Raw genomic sequence first — 20,088 nt, 5'->3', positions numbered from 1 at the left:
AAAAACGGAGAGATTCGTAATTTTTTTTATTTTATAATAAATTATAAGATAAAGAAAAAGGGGGAGAGGTAATATGACAGTTGAAATATGGCAGAGACAAAAGAGAAGTGAAGATGAAATTAATAAATTGGCTAGAAAAATACTTGCAGAAATGACTCTTGAACAAAAGGTCAATCAGATGTCTGGTGATAGTTTTTACACAAAAGAAGCAGTGGATAATATGATGGAAAATGGATATAATTTAGAACCCTATTATGCCGGGCGAGATGAAGAATTGGGTATTCCCCCAATTGCATTTACAGATGGTCCACGGGGAATTGTTATGGGAAATTCAACTTGTTTTCCAGTATCTATGGCAAGAGCTGCCAGTTGGGATATTGATTTAGAAGAGCGCATAGCTGATGTAATGGGAATAGAGGCCAGGGCACAGGGGGCTAACTACTATGGAGGTGTATGTATAAACTTGTTAAGACATCCAGCCTGGGGAAGAGCTCAGGAAACTTTTGGCGAAGACCCTTTTCTTTTAGGTGAGTTTGGTTCAGCTCAGGTAAGAGGAATTCAATCGCACAATGTTATGGCCTGTATAAAACACTTTGCTGCCAATAGTATGGAGAATGCTCGTTTTAAAGTGGATGTTAATCTTGATGAGCGAACCTTAAGGGAAGTATATTTACCTCATTTCAAACGCTGTATAAATGAAGGTGCAGCTTCTGTAATGAGTGCTTATAACAAGGTCAGGGGTAAGTACTGTGGCCATAATGAATATTTATTGAGTAAAGTACTCAAAGAAGACTGGAATTTTGATGGTTTTGTAATAACTGACTTTGTATTTGGTATGTATGATGGGGAAAAAGCTGCTAAAGCAGGTGTTGATATCGAGATGCCATTTACAATGCACTATGGTGATAAATTAAAAGAACTAGTAGAAGCGAACAAGATTGAAGAAGAAATTATAGATAAGGCAGTTTTAAGAATACTACGTCAAAAATTAAAATTCATTACTGCTGAAGATAAACAAAATTATGCTCTATCTATGGTGGCCTGTAAAGAACATAGAGAGTTAGCACGTGAGTCAGCAGAAAAAAGTATGGTGCTCTTAAAGAATCAAAATAATATTTTGCCAATTAATACTGATGAAGTAAAAAAAGTAGCTGTAATTGGTAGCCTGGCAAATACACCTAATACTGGAGATAGAGGGAGTAGTAATGTTAGAAATGAATATACTGTTACACCATTAGAGGGGATAAAAAATCTGGTAGGTAGAGATATTAAAATTAATTATCAGGACGGCTCTGATTTAAAAGAGGTGGCCAGAGTAGCTTCAGCTGCAGACCTTGTAATTGTTATAACAGGTAATAGAACTGGGGATGAAGGAGAATACCTCGAAGATTTTGGTGATGCCAATAATGGTGGGGATAGAGATAGTCTTACTATTGCTGAAGAAGAATATGAGATACTGGATACAGCTATAAATGAAAATGAAAACAGCATTGTAGTCTTGACAGGTGGTAGTGTAATTATGATGGAAGAATGGAAAGAAAGAGCAGCAGCCATTTTAATAGCCTGGTACTCTGGTATGGAAGGTGGTAATGCTTTAGCGAGAATAATATTTGGAGAGGTAAATCCCAGTGGGAAGCTGCCCTTTACGATTCCGTCTTCTGAGGAAGAATTACCATTCTTTGATAAAGATGCAGAAGAGATTAATTATGGTTATTATCATGGCTATACCTTATTTGATAAAGAAAAATATAAGCCAGCATTTCCATTTGGATATGGTATTAGTTATACAAGTTATAGTTATGACAACCTACAGACAGAGCTTAAAAATGAGGTTATTACAGTAAATATTGATGTGAAAAACCAAGGAGATATCGAAGGTGAAGAGGTAGTTCAATACTATGTTGGCTTTAGTAACTCTAAAGTAGATAGACCTTTAAAACTATTAAAAGGATTTAAGAAAATTGTTCTGGCACCCCAAGAGACAAAGACTGTTAGTTGTGATATTAAAATTGATGAACTTGCTTATTACAATGACAAAACTGAAAAATGGGAAATTGAAGATATAGAATATGAAATATATGTAGGCCCTTCTTCAGATACTAAGGATTTGTTAGTTGCAAAAATAAATATATAAAAAGGCAGGTTTTCAATATTCAATGATTAGACATGGTTTATTAGGTTAGAGATTAAGGAGTAATCCTTAATAATAAAAACCCAATAGGAGGTATTAAGTAATGAAAAAAATGAGAAAAGTATTTATGTTATTGATTGTTAGTGTTTTGATAATATCAATATCAGGTGGAGTATTAGCTGAGGACTTTAAAATAGGGATTAATAATTATCTGCAGGGGCTTTATTGTCTAGATGTTCTGGAAAGATTTGCAGTCTATACAGCAGATAATTTAGGAATGAAATCAATAGCTGTTAATGATGAGGCCAAATTGGAGAAAACTATTTCCAATGTTGAAAACTTAATTGCCTCAGGAGTAGATGGAATAGTATTCTTTGGAATTAGTGATACCCTATTTCCTGTGGTATCTAATAAATGTAGAGCAGCCCAGGTTCCATTTGTTCTTTATGACCATCTACCTACTGAAAAAACCCTTAAGTATTTAAGACAAAACCCATATTTTGTAGGAGCAGTAGGTGAAAGAGATTACAACGCTGGTTTTCCGATTGGTGAGTTTGCTGTTGAATCTAATCTGAAAAAAGCTATTATTGTAACTGGTAAAAGAGGGGATACAACCCATGAAGCCAGGGTGAAAGGTTTTACCGATGCTTTTGAGACAAATGGTGGAAAAGTGTTAGGTGTTGGTTGGGGTTGTGTTACAAGATTTGATGCAATGGGAATTACTGAGAACTTAGTTGTAGCTAATCAAGATATTGATACTGTATATGTTAGTGGTGGTGATTGGGGTATAGGGGCTTTACAGATATTAAAAAAACATGCTAATATAGATGCTAGACTTTATATAACTGATTTGGATCCACCAGTATTAGAAGCGCTTAATAATAAAGAAGTAGCAGCTGCTAATGGTGCCCACTGGATAAACTCCGGTTTTGCTGTAGCATTACTTCATAATTATTTATTAGACAAACCTTTATTAAATAAAGATGATCAAGCCCCTGTTATTGAAGTGCCTATTCTGGTATTGCCTAATACTCAAGCTAATGCTTATCAGGAGTGGTGGTTAGACAATCAACCATTTACGGCAGAAGAGATGAAAAATATGAGCTATAAATGGAATAAAGATGTTTCTTTGGATGATTTTAGAGAAGTAATGAAAAATTACAGTATTGAGAGTAGATTAATAAAAAGGTATGAAGAAGGTAAAATAAGCAAAGAAGAACTGGAGTCATATGGAATTTAGATTTGTATATATCAGGGATACCTATTTAGGTATCCCTGATAAAAACTTAGTTGCAATGCTAAAAAAAGAGAGGATGAAAAAAATATATGTCTAGAAAAATACGATTATTTATAATTTATATATTAGTTATGTTATTCTTCCATATAATAACTTCTGGTAAATTCCTTATTTTATCAAATGTTCGTGTTGTTATAAGTCATGCAATTATTCCCACATTTATTGTATGGGCTTTATGTTTTATTTTTAAAGCAGATATCATGGACTTATCTTTAGGTGCAGTAATGGTTGTAGCTTCTACTGTTGCTGGTTTTTTGGGGCTAAAATTTGGTTATCTGGGCTTAGTAAGTGGAGGACTAATAACTGGATTATTATTGGAATATATAAATTGCAAGGTTTTTTCTAAACTTAAAATACCTTCATGGGTTACTGGTCTGGCGATGGCCATGATTTATGAGTCTGCTGCTGCTTATTATTCGTTTTTGTGTGTGAAAAACGGACAAGAAATTGTTCATCTAGGAGATAAAGTCCGTGCACTTGGTTTAATACCTTACAATATTATTTTTTGGTTTTTAGGATTTGTTTTGGCATATATTCTTTATAATTATACTTCTATAGGATTAAATATTAAGGCAGTAGGTGGTAATGAAGAGGTTTCAAGTAAAATGGGTGTTAACGTAGAAAAGGCTAAAGTCTATGCAGTTCTAATTGGTGGAATATTTATAGGGTTAGCTGGTGCAATAAATGAGAGTTATGCAGGACGGGTAATGCCTTTAACAGGCTTGTCTAGTATTGCCTTAATTTTTCAACCTTTAGCTGCTTTTTTAATGGCACAGGCAATGGAAAATACATTAAATATAGTTATTGGTGCGACCATTGGAGCAATCTCTATATCGGCGTTATTTAACACATTAACTTTATTAGGAGTACCCTCCGGTACCTGGCAGGAAGTTATCTTAGGTCTTAGTGTGGTTGTGATTGCTGGAATTTCTCAGAAAAATGTGAGGGGTGTTGTCAAATGAGCAAAAGTAATTACTTTCAAATAAAAAATATAAGTAAAAGCTTTGGACCAACCCACGCAAACAAGAATATTAGTCTTTCTTTTGATAAAGGTGAAATAAGAGGATTGGTAGGAGAAAATGGTTCCGGGAAGTCAACCATCTCATCTATTATAGCAGGTATATTAAATAGTGATGAAGGTCAAATGAATAAGAATGGTAGAGAATACCATCCTGAAAGTCCTGTTGATGCCAATAGTAAAGGGGTCAGTATTGTTGTACAGGAGCTAGGACTTGTTCAGAACTTAACTGTAGCAGAAAATATTTTTCTGGGTAAAACAGAGAAGTTTAGTTATAAAGGAATTATAAATAGAAAGGAATTGTATAGATCTGCTGAAAAAGAATTAAAAAAATGGAAGATAGATAATATTCCAGTTAATATTACTGCACGTGATTTATCAGTGGAAGAAAAGAAACTGGTCGAACTTACTAGAGCCTTATTAGGTGACCCAGATATTATAATTTTTGATGAAATTACTGCTGCCTTATCCCAGGATAAACGTGAATTTTTTTATGAATTGGTTCAGAAGTTAAAAAAAGATAAGAAAATTGTTATTTTTATATCTCATGACTTACAGGAAAATATCGACCTTGCTGATAAGATTACTATTATGAAAGATGGTGAAGTAGTAGATACTGTGGAGAGTAGTTCTCTAAATGAAGATAGTTTAAAAAGGTTGATGGTGGGAAGAGATATTAAAAATATGTATCATAGATCTGATTCAATAGAAAAGAATAAAAATAAAGAGCAAAAAGTAGTTATGGAAGTAAAAAACTTGTCTTATAATAATAAATTTAAAGATGTCAATTTTTCTCTTTATCAGGGTGAGATTTTGGGATTAGCTGGTTTGAATGGGAGTGGAACACACATTTTAGGAAAGGCTTTATTTGGATTAATTCAAGCAGACGATGGAATGATATACCTTCCATACTCTCAGGATAATATTACTGATATATTTAGTGCAATAAATAATGATATTTCCTATGTGCCTAAAGATCGTGATGATGAAGGTTTAATGTTAGCAGCAAGCATCAAAGAAAATATCTGTTTACCTTCGATAGATATATTAAAAGGTGTTGTTGGATTTATAAGTCCTGTCAAGAAGAAAAAATTTGCACAAAATATATTAGATAATTTCCAAATAAAAGCTAATAATATTGAACAAAATGTAGGTGAACTTAGTGGAGGTAATAAACAAAAGGTTAGTATTGGCAGCTGGATGGTAAAGGACAATAAGATCATGATTTTAGATTGTCCTACCCGAGGTGTAGATGTAGGAGTAAAAGCATATATATATAACAGAATTGTGGCAGCTAAAGAACAGGGAATTGCGATGATATTAATATCTGATGAATTACCGGAATTAATAGGTATATCTGATAGAATTATTGTTATGAAAGAAGGTAAGGTGAAAAGAGTTTTTAATAGAAATGAAGGGTTTAGTGAAAACTCAATTGTTGAGGTGATGATATAATGAAAAAAAAGTTTGAACAAATTGTACCGTTTATAGGCTTATTAATACTACTAATTTTATTTAGTTTAATTATTGGTGGGAAGTTTTGGAAAACAAATAATTTGTTAGCTATTTTTAATCAAACGGTATTAATTATGATAGGCGGATTAGGAATGATATTTGTAGTAGCACAGGGAAGTGTTGATATTTCTCAGGGTTCTACTTTGGCGTTAGTAGCGACTTTAACAGGTATAGTGGTTAATAATTATGGTCTACTGGCAATTATACCGACTGTTTTGTTAGTTGGGGGATTAGTTGGTTTAATTAATGGTGTTGTGGTCAGCAAATTTAAAGTTTCATCACTTACCTGTACACTTGGTTTACTAATTGCAATTAGGGCTCTGGTTGCTGTCCTATGTCAGGGTACAGTAATATATATACCATTTGAACTTTTTGCTTTTAGTAATTTCAATATATTATTCCCAACATTTATAGGATTAATTATTATTATAGCTTACTTTTTTGAATATACTAAAATGGGTTATTATTCAAAAATAATAGGTGCTAATGAAGTAAAAGCCCAATATAGTGGTGTTCCAGTAGGCAAAATGAAAATATTAGCCTTTATTATCTCTGGAATTATGGCTGGAGTAGCAGGGGTTTTTACTTTAAGCCGAATTGGTGGGGTTGACCCTGGGATGGGTAATTTTTTTGAACTACAGGTATTGTTAGCATTATTTGCAGGAGGTATTCCAGTTACAGGTGGCACATCTTCAAAAATTTACAAATTATTTATTGGGTCTTTAATAGTAGGTATTTTAGAAAATGGCTTAACTCTAGCTAGTGTTAGTGGAGTGCTGGCAGAAGGAATTAAAGGAATAGTATTAATTATGGTAGTTTTCATAACGATGTATCATACAAATAGTCAGATGAGAGAAAAAACCATATAGTATTAAGTTATTGAAAATTATAAGACAGAAGACATTTTTGTCTTAGGCATAGGTATCACTTCCTTGGTGTTACCTATGCTTTTCTATATTTAGAATGCCAATTTCCGTTGAATGTCAATTTTATTATATACTACCATAAATTGTGTGATTTTCAGAATTGTGGATAACTTTGAAGACCGACCAATATATTTACTTCCCTTGTCGTGCACCACAGGTACTCCGTATTTAAGCAGAGTGCACAAGAACAGTTTGAGGTTGCACTACGGCGTTCTGCCTTCGTTTACTGTCGAGAAATTGTCTTTCGGCGTCCATGCCTCCAGACAATTTCTAGAGTCGCCCAGTAAATATATTGGTCTGGTTTATGATAAGTAGTTAACTTTGAGTAAAAAGTGGTTCTAAGAAAACACTAATGATTATTGATTAAGTATGGGTGGCGAAGCCATTTTGTTCTCAAATAAAAAGATTCCTAAGCTTGAGGAAAAGAGAGGAAAATAGAGCAAAAGGAATATATAGTATTTTGGTCATCCGCAAGCGCTTGCGGATGATATTGCAAGCGCTTGCGAAATATTTAAGCTTAAGATATAATACATTTAATGAGTTATATCTGTAAGCTGATATTTGATTAAGGAGGAGATTTTTTAATGCCCTTGACATTAAAAGATATTGCCAGGATGGCTGGTGTGGCTGAATCAACTGTATCAAGGGCAATAAATAATAAACCAGGTGTTAGTGAAAAAACTAAAGAAAAGATACTTAATATTGTCAAGGAATACAATTTTAAACCAAATCAACTGGCACAGGGGCTGGCCAAAAAGGAAACACATATCTTGGCCCTTATATTATCAGATTTAACCACACCCGGGTATACTGAAATCATTAAGAAGGTTGAGGATATAGCCAATGAAAATAATTATCAGGTGATTCTCTGTAATACCAATAATGACCTTGAAAGAGAAAAGGCTTATCTTGACCTGGTGAGTAAGCACCGTGTTGATGGGGCTATTATTCTGGGTGGGGAATTGGCAGATAAAAATATTTTGAGAACAGCCCTTAATAAGGAAGATGCTATAGTACTAGTTAATTGTCTAGCTGAAGAATTTTTGATTCCAACTGTTCTGGTGGATAATGCTATGGGGGGATATCTGGCAACTAAACATTTACTGGATCAGGGTCTCAAAAGGGTTGCTATTATAATGGGTTCTTCTGAAGATTATCTTGAAGCCGAGAAATTAAATGGTTATTTCCAGGCACATCAGGAAAAGGGTATTAAGGTAAAAAGAGAATATATTATTGAAACAACTGGTAAGAGGAAAGATGGTTATGATAGTTTTTTTAAGATCACAAAATTAAGTGAATTGCCGCAGGGTTTTTTTGTGACAAGTGATTTGCTTGCAGTAGGTCTGATTGAGGCAGTCAAAATGGGGGCTTATTTTATACCAGATGATTTTGCAGTGGTTGGTTATGGGGAAAGTATTATAACCTCAATTATTAATCCGCCACTTACAGTGGTAGCAGAACCCTTAGAAGAATTAGGAAGACTGGCTGCTCAATATTTAATAGATTTACTTGATAATAATGATTTAGAAGAATCTATAAAGGTGCTGGAGCCGGTTTTAAAAGTGCGGAAATCATCTAATCCGCCTGTAAAATAAAAATAATTTTAAGGAGGAATTTTATTATGGCTGGTGTAACTTTGACAAATGTTACCAAAAAATATGATGAGGTAACAGCGGTTAATAAGGCAAATTTGGAGATTGAAGATAAGGAGTTTCTGGTATTAGTGGGTCCTTCAGGCTGTGGAAAAACAACTACCTTGAGGATGGTTGCTGGTTTAGAGGACATAAGTAGTGGAACTATTGAGATTGGGGATACAGTTGTTAATGATATCCCACCTAAAGATAGGGATATTGCCATGGTTTTTCAAAATTATGCCCTTTATCCACATATGGATGTTTATAATAATATGGCTTTTGGACTCAAATTACGTAAATTTCCCAAAGATGAGATAGACAGGCGTGTACATGAAGCTGCTGAAATTCTGGGGATAGAGAATCTGCTCGACCGCAAACCAAAACAGTTATCAGGTGGTCAGAGACAGCGTGTGGCTGTAGGAAGGGCTATTGTTCGTGAACCAAAGGTATTCCTTTTAGATGAGCCCCTCTCTAACCTTGATGCCAAATTGAGGGATCAGATGCGTACTGAATTAAGTAAGATTCACAATAGATTACAAACAACTTTTATTTATGTTACACATGACCAAAGAGAAGCCATGACTATGGGCGATAGGATTGTTGTTATGCGTGATGGTTTTATTCAACAGGTAGATGACCCCATTACAATTTATAATCATCCGGCTAATATGTTTGTGGCTGGTTTTATTGGAACACCACCGATGAATTTCTTTGATGCTAAAGTGGTAAAAGAGGGTGATAAATACTATCTTGATGGTGCTGGTTCCTTTAAAGTCCTGATACCAGGTGGATTTTTAGATAAGGCTCCAGAACTCAAAGACTATAATGGTAAAGATGTAGTATTTGGTATTCGTCCTGAAGACCTTAAGGATGCCAGTCTTAATCCTGAAGAAGCTAATGATGATAATTCTTTTATGGCTTCTGTAGAGGTTGTTGAACCGATGGGTTCAGAAATATATCTCTATATGACAGTAGCAGAACATTCCATGATTGCCAGGGTTGAAGCTCAGAGTAAGGCAGCAGTTGGTGATAATGTCAAGTTGATTGTAGATACTGATAAAATGCATGTATTTGATGCTGAAACTGAGGAAATAATTATTTAGAAAAGCACCAGATAAATACCTAAACAAGAGCGGCCGGGAGGCCGCTCTTGCTTTATAAAATAATATTTAAAATTTATTTAAAGAGTTTATTAAGCAATCCTTTACTATTTATCTTATCAGTATATTCCAGTGATGAAACATAACCCTCTATTTTAACACTGCCATCATCTAAATTTAAGTTGTGTATATTTAAATCTTCTCCTTTTATTGATAGATTACCCTGAGTAGTCTGTAAAATGACCTTGTTTTCATTGAAGGTAACGACCTCTTTAACCCCTGTCATATTAAGCTGTTTGCGGTTGTTTAGAGAAAAACTATGTGCAGCAATATTTTCTTTTCCTGTATTTTGTTGATTTTTCACTTTGTTACCCCCTTTCGCACTGCTTCTTATTAATTAATATTATATTCAATTAATAATTATGAGTGATAAAGAATATTTCTGAATGCAGGAATATTAATACTCTTGTAGAAGTTATACATTGAATAATAATTTTAACAAAATCCCTCATTCAGGCATATAATAAAAGTGGTCTTTTTAAGGAGGGATTTTTAGAATGGTTTTTTTATCACAACAATTATATACTTTTGTGATGATGTTTCTGTTGGGTATTTTGATTGGGATTGGTTTTATTCTTTACCAGTATTTATTAAACAGGATTAATCTAAAATCTATTTATATGAACATTTTAGATCTCTTTTTTTCTATCATAGCTGCAGTAGTTGGTTTTCTGGTACTAATTTATGCTAACTGGGGAGAACTGCGTTTTTTTGTAATCCTGTCAATGTTTTTAGGTTTCATAAGCTGCATGGGTTTTAAAAAAGTTATTAGGAAGAGGTAGTATAGGCTTACCAGGGGGTTTTTATATGAAGGCATTAAAAAGTTTTGTTTTTTCCAGGGGTTTTAAACTAATATTAGTTTTATTACTAATATTTACAGGATATAGTTTTTATACAAATTATAAAGAAATAAAGGATATAGGATTTGCTATCAAGGAGATGGAAGAAAAGATAGAAACGGCCAGCCAAAAAAATCTTGAATTAAAGGAAGAACTGGCCTATCTAGATGACCCGTCCTATATTGAAGAGATTGCCCGCAAGGAACTTGGACTGGTAAAACCCGGGGAATTATTAATAATTCCAGTGGAGGAAAAAGAATAGAAAGTTGGGATATGATGGCGAAGGAATTGATTGGTATAATTGCTGATGAACTGGGTATTAAGGATAGACAGGTTAAGGGAACAGTAGCTCTGCTTGATGAGGGTAATACTATTCCCTTTATTGCCAGGTACCGTAAGGAAGTTACTGGTGGACTTGATGAGACTCAGCTTAGAGAGATTGAAGAACGCCTGGAGTATTTACGTAATCTGGAAAAACGCAAGGAAGAGGTTATCCGCTTAATAGATGAACAGGATAAATTAACAGAGGAATTAGCAGATAAGATAGATAAGGCTACTGTTTTGCAGGAAGTTGAAGACCTTTATCGCCCGTACCGGCAAAAACGGGAAACAAGGGCAAGTAAGGCTCGTCAAAAGGGATTGGAGCCACTGGCAGAGTTAATCTGGAAACAGGAAGATACAGTAGTTAACCTTGAAGAACTAGCTCAGGAATATATAAATCCTGAATTAGAAATAGAGAGTATAAGTGATGTTTATCAGGGTGCCAGGGATATAATTGCGGAAATGGTTTCTGATAATGCAGAAATAAGAAAAAAGCTTAGACATGATAGCTTTGAGCAGGGAATAATTGAAAGCTGCTGTACTGATAAAGGGCTTGATGAACAGGGTAAATATGAGATTTACTATGAGTATAGTGAATCATTAAAAAAACTCCCCCCACACAGGGTTCTGGCTTTAAACAGGGGAGAAAAGGAGGGTGTTTTACAGGTAAGGGTCCTTACACCAGATGAAATGATCCTGAATTATATAAAAAACGAAATTATTATAACAGACCAGGGTGCATTTAAACAGCAGTTAGAGATGGCTATAGAGGATAGTTATAAAAGGTTAATAGACCCATCGATAGAGAGAGAGCTCAGAGGTAAGTTGTCTGAACAGGCAGATGAACATGCCATCGGTGTTTTTGCACGCAATCTTAGATCACTATTATTGCAACCACCTTTAAAGGGACATGTTGTCATGGGGATAGACCCGGGTTTTAGGACAGGTTCAAAGGTCTGTGTTATTGATTCGACTGGAAAACTATTTGACACGGCAACTATCTATCCTCATCCCCCACAAAATGATGTGGAATCATCCAGGAAAAAAATAACTGCTATGTTAAAAAAACATGGTGTTAATTCGATTGCTATTGGTAATGGTACTGCTTCTAGAGAAACAGAATTATTTATAGTGGAAATAATTAGGGAGATAAATATTGAGGTAAAGTATATAATTGTTAATGAAGCAGGTGCTTCTGTTTATTCAGCATCAAAGATAGCCCGCGAGGAATTCCCTGAACTTGATGTTTCAATGAGAGGAGCAGTGTCAATTGCCAGGAGATTACAGGACCCACTGGCTGAGCTTGTGAAGATTGAACCCCGTTCCATTGGAGTAGGGCTTTATCAACATGATGTCAATGAAAAACAGCTGGTAGAATCCCTGGGAAAGGTTGTTGAATCAGCTGTTAATTATGTTGGCGTTGATTTAAATACTGCTTCTCAATCATTACTGCAGTATGTGGCAGGTATTAATAGTAGTGTAGCCAAAAATATTGTTAAATATCGTGAGGAAAATGGGGTTTTTAAGACCAGGATTCAGTTAAAAGAGGTATATCGTCTTGGTGCTAAAACATTTACACAGGCTGCTGGGTTTTTAAGAATTGATAATGGTGATGATCCTCTGGCCCAAACCCCTATCCATCCAGAATCATATCAGCCTACCAGGGAACTGTTAAAGGACTTAGGGTTTTTACCGGAAGATATCAGGAATAAAGACAGGCTTAATCTTTTGAGATCAAAATTATCCAGGATATCCATTGTTGATAAGGCTAAAGAACTGGAGATAGGTATTCCCACCCTGAGGGATATTATCAGGGCCTTAAAACAGCCAGGGCGTGATCCTAGAGAGGAACTGCCTAAACCTATATTTAGGACAGATGTCCTTAGTCTGGCAGATTTAAAACCAGAGATGACTCTCCAGGGAACAGTACGCAATGTAGTAGATTTTGGTGCTTTTGTTGATATTGGTGTTAAAGAAGATGGTCTTGTTCATATATCTGAGATGAGTTCAGACTATGTAACAGACCCTCTTAATATTGTAAATGTTGGTGATATAGTTACTGTTAAGATATTGGCTGTTGATGAAAAGAGAAAAAGGATTTCTCTTACTATGAAAATATAAGTATCCTATTTGACAATATACATATGGGTAAGATATAATATATATAATATTAATAATTTGAGGAGGAATTTTTTAAGCATGTCCATTGAGGTAGGCAGTACTGTTGAAGGTAAAGTAACAGGTATTACTAAATTTGGAGCGTTTGTTGAGTTGCCGGGGGGGATACTGGTTTAATCCATATTTCAGAGGTGGCCAATACCTATGTGAAAGATATTAATAACTTTCTTAAGGAAGATGAAAAGGTTAAGGTGAAGGTTATTAAAATAGGTAATGATGGGAAAATTGGGCTTTCCATTAAACAGCTAAAAGACCCTTCCGCACGCAAAGACCATGCCCCACAGATGTCTTTTGAGGATAAAATGTCTAAGTTTATGAAAGAGAGTAGTGAACGCCTTCAGGATATCAGGAACCGGGAAGTAAAGCGCGGTGGTAATAGCAGATAAATTAGCATAGACTAATTTTGTATATTAACATCCTCTTAATAGGGGGTGTTTTTTTGCTTGTATAATGATATATTATAATTGTTATAATAATTAACTCAAACTTCGCAGTTACTACAATTATATTAAAATTTTCTGGTTAGCCATTTGCTGAATAAACGTTAAAAAAGCTCCAGCCCCGCGCATGGAAGGCTATGAATCCTGTTTGAACGTAGCGTAGCGAAGTGAGTTTATTTTGTTATTCATAGCCTGGAAGAGGAGCTGGCAACCTTAAACTGTTCTCGTATGCTCTTTTCAAATAGGGAGCACCTCTGGTGTAATTAGCTTTTTTCCGTGTATGAAGTTATGGCTAACCAGACTTTATGCGATAAATTCATCTGCGAAGTTTGAGTAATTAATACTTAATGAGGTGTATGTACATGAAAGATGAGCTAGCAGTTATAACAAAACAGCTTGGAAGGGAGCCGGAAAACTTTGCAGGTGTTAGAGCCTATTGTCCCTTTGATTATCCGGCTGTAGTCTTAACAGCACCCTATAGTAAAGAAAATGGGGTTTTTCCCACACTCTACTGGTTAAGCTGTCCTTATCTTGTTAAAAGTGTTGCTAGACTGGAAGATGAGGGATTGATCAGGGAATTGACTGAACTGCTAAAAAGAGATACTAATTTACAAAAGGAATTAATGAAGGCACACCAGAAATATGCTTTGCTTCGTTTTTCCTATCTTGATGAGTCAGAAAAGGAGTTGTTATCAGATAAATCACCTGCTATATTAAGGGTCTTGCGTGAGGCTGGTGTAGGGGGTATAATGGATAAACAGGGTATTAAATGTTTACATACGCACCTGGCTGATTATCTGGTAAATAAACAAAATCCGATTGGAAGTCTAGTCTGGCAGAAAACTGCTTGGCCGTCAGAGTGTAGTATTTGTATGACTGGGAGTGATTAAGATGAGGATAGGGGTAATTGATATTGGTACTAATTCCTGCCGCCTGTTAATACTGGATTGTAATAATAGTAAATTCAAGGTTTTAAAACAAGGTTTAATAATAACCAGACTGGGTGAGGGTGTTGATAGTACCGGTAGATTAAAAGAAACGGCGATGAATAGGGTAGAAAAGGCTTTAGAAAACTATGCAGTAGAGCTTGAGAACTATGGTGTAAAAAAGACAAAGATTGTTGGGACCAGTGCTTTAAGAGATGTAAGCAATGCCAGTATTTTACTTGATGGGGTTTATAGAAAAACAGGACTAAGAATTGAAATAATTAGTGGGGAAGAAGAGGCTGTTTATAATTTGCAGGGGGCTATGCTTGACCTGGTAGATGATAATTTTATTTTAATTGATATTGGTGGAGGTAGTACAGAATTTATCTGGCAGGATAGTGATAGTATTATCTATAAAAGTCTTAATATAGGGTCTGTTCGGATGACAGAAAGACATCTTAAAGATACCAGCCGGCCTATTTCTGATAATGAGTTGCTGGCTATTGAGCAGGATGTTTCGAAAACTATAATAGAAAAGCTGAATATAAAAGAAAATAGCCTGCAGGCAGTTGGTCTTGGTGGCACAATTACTACCCTTGCTGCTGTAAATCAAAAATTACTTGACTATGATCCAGATAAAATTCATAATTATAGACTGACTTATGGGGAAATCAGTGATATTAAACAGGAATTAGCCGATAAAACTCTTCAGCAGAGAAAGTTAGTACCTGGACTACAGCCTGGTAGGGCTGATGTGATTATAGCAGGAACGGTAATTTTGCAGGTGATCATGAAAGAATTAAGTCTAGATGAGGTGATTGTTAGTGAACATGATATATTATATGGTCTAGCAAAAGAAATAGTAAAAGCAGTTGATTGATTTTACTTGACTCTTTATCTATTATATATTATAATAACTTCTGTCATCAACAAATATTATTTAAATATTTTTGCCGGGGTGGCGGAATTGGCAGACGCATCGGACTTAAAATCCGGTGGGTATTTTTACCCGTGTCGGTTCGAGCCCGACCCCCGGCACCAAAAGATCCCGAAGGGGATTTTTTTTTATCAAGCCAAGAAAAAATAATAATTATTTATAGAATACAGATTATTTTCCAGATTTATGCATTCTTTTAGCAGAAAATTTGGAAGTCTCCTCCCTTTATATCGACAGACATATTTATGATGATAAGTTATAATATGATTACATATTGTTAAAACTAGGGGGAGAGGGATATGTCTCAGGGTACATATTTTGCTATTAATCAACAGGATACTGTTGATAGGGATAAAAAGGATTTTAGATTAAGATATGATTATTTTCTTTTGTGTTTAATGGGGTTTTTATTAGCCAAGGCAGAATTATTAACGGGTTTATATACTCTGGCTTTGATATATTGGGTAGCGGTAATCGGGCTAAATAGATATCTTTCGTTTTTTACTACTCTATCTATTGGGACAGGCCTGTATCTCAGTGGGGATTATTATAATTTTTCTTATTTAGCAGCTGCTTTCATGGCTCTGTTGTTGTATAAGTTTATTAACAAAAAAATAAAGTTATTTGATTTACCTTTATGTGTTACATTGAGTTATTTACTAATCTCGTTACCTATTTATTATTTTACCAGGGTCTTATACTACCAGTATTTTATATTAGTAGGGGAATCAGTTTTTATTTATATACTTTCTTCTATAGTTCTCCAGGGAAAAGAGAAATTATGCAAAAACGGAAAACTAACTCGCCCAGGCTTAATTACAGTTTTTATTACATCCTGTGGGATTTTAATTGGTCTGGCTAACCTCCAGTTAGTACCAGTAATAGCAGTAAATATAGTAATAATTACATTTTTGATTGCTATGGCAAGTACCTTAGGATTAAATATGAGTATTACAGCAAGTGTGTTAATTGGGTTGTTTATGACCGGTGTTGGGGTTGTACCTATCCTGACCATGGTCAGGTATATAGTTACCGCTTTTATTTCCAGCCTGTTTTACAAAAAAAAGAAGAGGTGGATGTTATTTGGGTCTGCTATGGCTTTTTTCTTGTATTCGGGTTTTTCTCCAACTACATATAATCTTAAGCAAGCTGTGTTGGAGCTATCTGTAGCTTATTTGATTTTTTTAATATTACCCTTAAATTTATGGAGGAACATTTTTTCCCCTTTTATTACTAAGGGTTTTCAGGTAGAAAATATAAGCTTTGATTTTGAAGAGGCTAATAATTTCAAACATCATCTTGAGGAATTAGCCGGTCTTTTTCAAGAATTAAGTGTAACATTTAAAGAGGTGCTGCCTGCTGAGAGAGATAAAAAAGTAGATGACTTCATTTATATATTCAGGAATAAGGTTTGTGGTAGTTGTCAGCGTAGAAGGTATTGTTGGGAAGAAGAAAAAGGGGATACAATAAAAAAACTTGCTTTAATGCTCAGGGATTGTGTCAGAAATGGGGGGTTAAATCGGGTGATTATAACAAGGCATTTAGGAAATAGGTGTACTTATAGTGATAAGATATTAGGGAGTGCTAAAGCAAGTTATGAAATATACCAGGTAAATGATTTCTGGAGGGAGAGGCTTAATGATAAGCAGGAGATTGTATCTGAACAATTGGCTGGTATAAGTGAAATAATTAAGGAATTTGCCAGTGAGCCCAATATTACTGTGAAAGTGCCGTCAAAATTAGAACATATTAAGAAAAAAGCCCTGGAAAGTAATATTGAAATATCTAATATTGAATTTGTTTCTAATCTTAAATCTGAAAGAATAAATTTTCTGGTAGAGATGGAACCATGTGCTGGTAATTGTCCATGTGAAGAGCAGGTATTAGACCTCGTTAATGGTGAGTATGATTATTCTTTTAGAAAATTAACTAGTGTATGTGGTAATAAACTAAAAGATAAGAGATGTAGGGTAAAATATGGTCCAAGTGGTAATTATCGTTTGAATTTGTCACATATGCAGCAGGCTTCAACAGGGGATGTTTCCGGGGATAGTTTTATGTATAAACCTTTGAGGGATGGCAAGGATCTTATAGTTATATCAGATGGTATGGGTATTGGTAAAAAGGCTGCCGTGGAGAGTGAAGCAGCAATTAACCTTTTGGAAAGTATAATTGAGGCAGGTTTTGAACAGGAACTGGCTGTAAAGACAATTAATTCAGCTTTATATCTCAGGAATCAAGATGAAAGTTTTACCACCCTTGATATTGCTATATTTGATACATTTACTGCTGAGATTACCTTTAGTAAGATAGGTGCAATAGCAAGCTATATAAAAAGGGGCTGGGATTTAATTAAAGTTGATTCAGCCTGTTTGCCGGCAGGTATTCTTGATAAAATAGAACTTACTTCCCAGGACTATCAATTAAAACAGGGCGACTTTGTTATTATGTTAACAGATGGTATCATAGATGCGTGTTCAGATATAGAAAATAAAGATGAATGGTTGAGGCAACTATTGCAGAATTCATCTTTTGATGACCCAGGTGATATGGTGGATTATATAATGGAGGTAGTATTAAATAAAAACGGGGTTAATGACGATATGACTATTGTTGTTTATAAAATAGAAGAAGTTACAAAAAAAAGCAGGAAATTTAGGGCCTTCTCTAGAATAAAATAGGTGATTAGGGTAAAAGGTGGTCTGGGTTTGAAATTAATAGCAAGATTTAAAGAGTACATAAAAGAATATGACCTACTTAAAAATGGTGATTCATTAATTATTGGTGTCTCAGGGGGGCCTGATTCGCTAACTTTATTTCATCTCCTGAATAGTCTTAAAAAGGAATACAATCTCTATTTAGTAGTTTTTCATCTTAATCATATGTTTCGTAAGGAGGCATCTGCCGAAGCGGAATATGTTAGAGGGATTGCTAAGAGATATGAAATCAAAGCTATTATTGAGGAATATGATGTCCCGGCCTATATTCAGAAGGAGGGGCTTTCACCAGAAGAGGCAGCCAGAAAGGTAAGGTTTAATTTACTTAAAAAATGGGCAGGAAAATTAGATATTAAAAAGGTGGCTTTGGCACATAATAAAGATGACTTGGTAGAGACAGTGTTTCTAAATATAATGCGGGGGTCAGGTCTGCAGGGGTTAACTGGTATTAACCCTCTTACAGAAATTGATGGGATTAATTTTATCCACCCACTTCTTGACATATATAGAGAAGAGATAGAAAATTATTGTCAGGAAAATAATTTAAAGCCGGTCTATGACCAGACAAATAATGAAGTCATCTATACGAGGAATAAATTAAGACATAAAGTCATACCATATCTTGAAAAGGAGATTAATCCCCGTCTTAAGGGGGCGGTAAGCAGGATGGCCGCACATCTTCGTAGTGTAGAGAATTTTCTTTCCAGGATTACCCAGGAAAAGTTGGCTGAGATTTTACTTGAGAATAATAAGCATAGGATAGTATTATCACTATCAGCTATACAAAAAGAAGAACAGCTTATCAGAAGGAGACTGGTAAAAGGGGTGATTGGACTCCTGCGTGGTGATGTTATTGATCTCTATACAGTACATTATAAAGCTATTGATAAATTGATCTGTGCTGGTGAAACTGGAAAGAAAATACCTATTAAAGAAGAATTGCAGATTCGGATTTCTTATGATAAACTCATTTTTGAGATAAAAAATAGGGGAAAAAAAGTAAGTTCCTATAATAAGAGATTGACAGTGCCTGGTGAGACCCTGTTATCTAATAAAGTAGTTATAAAAACCTGGATTATTCCTTTTTATAACGACTGGCAGCAAGATGCCTTTAGTCAGGATATCTGTTTTTGTGATTATAACAAGATAAACTTGCCTCTTTTTGTTAGAAATCGAAGGAATGGTGATCGATTTAAACCACTTGGTATGAAGGGAGAAAAAAAGATAAAGGATTTTTATATTGATGAAAAGGTCCCCTTAAATAAGCGAGATAAAACACCTATTATTGTTGATAATAAAGACAGAGTATTATGGATTGTGGGAATGAGGATGGATGATAGGTTTAAGGTTAGCCCTGATACAGCAAATATTTTAAAAATAGGTATAAAATATCCAGGAGGGGATTAAAATGAGAAGTGATAGTATTTTTAAAGATGATATAGCAAAGATAATCATACCAGAAAGGGTCTTACAGAATAGAATAGAGGAGTTAGGTGGTGAGATAACGTCAAGTTATCAACATGGTGGAGAGGTTGTTATGGTCTGTATCTTACGTGGGGCTGTAATGTTTATGGCTGACTTGTCTCAGCAGATAAATTTGCCTGTTATTTTTGATTTTATGGATGTGTCGAGTTATGGGGTTGCTACTGAATCATCTGGTGTAGTCAGAATAATAAAGGATCTGGAAGAGAATATAGAAAATAGACACGTCCTGATTGTAGAAGATATCATGGATACTGGAAAGACTTTAAAATATGTAGTAGATATGCTTCAGACCAGAAACCCAGCCAGTATAAAGATAGCCACTCTTCTGGATAAACCTGAAAGAAGGGTTGTTAAACAGATAAATGCAGATTTTAATGGTTTTGAGATACCAGACGAATTTGTGGTTGGTTATGGACTTGACTTTGCAGAAAGGTACCGCAACCTGCCTTTTATTGGTGTCCTTAAAAAAGAACTTTATTCATGATAAAACTAATTGTCAAATAGATATTATTATGATATAATATTACATTGTATATGGTTATTGTTAACCTGAGGGGAGGTTAA

16 protein-coding genes, 1 tRNA gene and 1 pseudogene are annotated in these 20,088 nt (G+C 34.8%); 17 read left to right on the top strand and 1 reads right to left on the bottom strand.

Annotation, left to right across the window (positions count from 1 at the left end; translation table 11 throughout):
• The first annotated feature begins 73 nt into the window (after nucleotides 1–73).
• The 7 genes from D7D81_RS00180 to D7D81_RS00150 all read left to right on the top strand — a co-directional run bounded on the left by D7D81_RS00180 (nucleotide 74) and on the right by D7D81_RS00150 (nucleotide 9,624).
• Nucleotides 74–2,134 (top strand): beta-glucosidase family protein, encoded by a 2,061-nt coding sequence (locus tag D7D81_RS00180; protein ID WP_125986184.1) that lies wholly within the window; start codon nucleotides 74–76, stop codon nucleotides 2,132–2,134.
• Nucleotides 2,135–2,234: 100 nt separating this feature from the next.
• Entirely contained in the window at nucleotides 2,235–3,371 is a 1,137-nt protein-coding gene (locus tag D7D81_RS00175; protein WP_125986182.1) for a sugar ABC transporter substrate-binding protein, read from the top strand.
• Nucleotides 3,372–3,457: 86 nt separating this feature from the next.
• Nucleotides 3,458–4,390 (top strand): ABC transporter permease, encoded by a 933-nt coding sequence (locus tag D7D81_RS00170; RefSeq protein ID WP_125986180.1) that lies wholly within the window; start codon nucleotides 3,458–3,460, stop codon nucleotides 4,388–4,390.
• Nucleotides 4,387–5,901, top strand: a complete 1,515-nt coding sequence (locus tag D7D81_RS00165) for a sugar ABC transporter ATP-binding protein (RefSeq protein ID WP_125986178.1) — start codon at nucleotides 4,387–4,389, stop codon at nucleotides 5,899–5,901. Before D7D81_RS00170 ends, D7D81_RS00165 begins: the two co-directional genes overlap by 4 nt.
• Nucleotides 5,901–6,830 carry an ABC transporter permease gene (locus D7D81_RS00160; RefSeq protein ID WP_125986176.1) on the top strand — a complete coding sequence of 310 codons (930 nt, stop codon included), beginning with the start codon at nucleotides 5,901–5,903 and terminating at the stop codon, nucleotides 6,828–6,830. Before D7D81_RS00165 ends, D7D81_RS00160 begins: the two co-directional genes overlap by 1 nt.
• Nucleotides 6,831–7,471: 641 nt before the next feature.
• A complete protein-coding gene (locus D7D81_RS00155; protein WP_125986174.1) occupies nucleotides 7,472–8,482 on the top strand; it encodes a LacI family DNA-binding transcriptional regulator in 1,011 nt (336 codons plus the stop codon).
• A 26-nt stretch (nucleotides 8,483–8,508) separates the two neighbouring features.
• On the top strand, nucleotides 8,509–9,624 hold the full coding sequence (locus D7D81_RS00150) for an ABC transporter ATP-binding protein (RefSeq protein ID WP_125986172.1): 1,116 nt from the start codon (nucleotides 8,509–8,511) through the stop codon (nucleotides 9,622–9,624).
• A gap of 73 nt (nucleotides 9,625–9,697) precedes the next feature.
• Here the strand turns inward: D7D81_RS00150 and yabP are convergent, their stop codons facing one another.
• Nucleotides 9,698–9,985, bottom strand: coding sequence for a sporulation protein YabP (gene yabP, locus D7D81_RS00145; RefSeq protein ID WP_125986170.1), 288 nt, complete (start codon nucleotides 9,983–9,985; stop codon nucleotides 9,698–9,700).
• Between the two features lie 193 nt (nucleotides 9,986–10,178).
• Between yabP and yabQ the strand changes: the two genes are divergently transcribed.
• From yabQ to hpt, 10 genes and pseudogenes are all read left to right on the top strand, one after another.
• Entirely contained in the window at nucleotides 10,179–10,463 is a 285-nt protein-coding gene (gene yabQ / locus D7D81_RS00140; protein WP_125986168.1) for a spore cortex biosynthesis protein YabQ, read from the top strand.
• A 25-nt stretch (nucleotides 10,464–10,488) separates the two neighbouring features.
• Nucleotides 10,489–10,782, top strand: a complete 294-nt coding sequence (locus D7D81_RS00135; RefSeq protein WP_125986166.1) for an FtsB family cell division protein — start codon at nucleotides 10,489–10,491, stop codon at nucleotides 10,780–10,782.
• Nucleotides 10,783–10,793: 11 nt separating this feature from the next.
• Nucleotides 10,794–12,962 (top strand): Tex family protein, encoded by a 2,169-nt coding sequence (locus D7D81_RS00130; protein WP_164522053.1) that lies wholly within the window; start codon nucleotides 10,794–10,796, stop codon nucleotides 12,960–12,962.
• Between the two features lie 78 nt (nucleotides 12,963–13,040).
• Nucleotides 13,041–13,405: pseudogene (locus D7D81_RS00125) on the top strand (S1 RNA-binding domain-containing protein).
• Between the two features lie 416 nt (nucleotides 13,406–13,821).
• Nucleotides 13,822–14,349 (top strand): DUF501 domain-containing protein, encoded by a 528-nt coding sequence (locus tag D7D81_RS00120; RefSeq protein ID WP_164522052.1) that lies wholly within the window; start codon nucleotides 13,822–13,824, stop codon nucleotides 14,347–14,349.
• 1 nt (nucleotide 14,350) lies between these two features.
• Nucleotides 14,351–15,265: a Ppx/GppA phosphatase family protein gene (locus D7D81_RS00115; protein WP_125986162.1), complete on the top strand. Its 915-nt coding sequence runs from the start codon at nucleotides 14,351–14,353 to the stop codon at nucleotides 15,263–15,265.
• Nucleotides 15,266–15,337: 72 nt separating this feature from the next.
• Nucleotides 15,338–15,426, top strand: a tRNA-Leu gene (locus tag D7D81_RS00110).
• A gap of 195 nt (nucleotides 15,427–15,621) precedes the next feature.
• The gene (locus D7D81_RS00105) at nucleotides 15,622–18,003 is read left to right on the top strand and encodes a SpoIIE family protein phosphatase (RefSeq protein WP_125986160.1); all 2,382 of its coding nucleotides are present in this window, start codon (nucleotides 15,622–15,624) and stop codon (nucleotides 18,001–18,003) included.
• On the top strand, nucleotides 18,004–19,446 hold the full coding sequence (tilS, locus tag D7D81_RS00100; protein ID WP_125986158.1) for a tRNA lysidine(34) synthetase TilS: 1,443 nt from the start codon (nucleotides 18,004–18,006) through the stop codon (nucleotides 19,444–19,446). It abuts the gene before it with no gap.
• A 1-nt stretch (nucleotide 19,447) separates the two neighbouring features.
• On the top strand, nucleotides 19,448–20,008 hold the full coding sequence (hpt, locus tag D7D81_RS00095) for a hypoxanthine phosphoribosyltransferase (RefSeq protein ID WP_125986156.1): 561 nt from the start codon (nucleotides 19,448–19,450) through the stop codon (nucleotides 20,006–20,008).
• Nucleotides 20,009–20,088: the final 80 nt, after the last annotated feature.

The sequence above is a fragment of the Halocella sp. SP3-1 genome, from assembly GCF_003953885.1.
GTDB lineage: Bacteria > Bacillota > Halanaerobiia > Halanaerobiales > DTU029 > Iocasia > Iocasia fonsfrigidae.
Note: the sequence above shows the minus strand (reverse complement) of the source record. Positions and strands in the feature narration are given on the sequence as shown.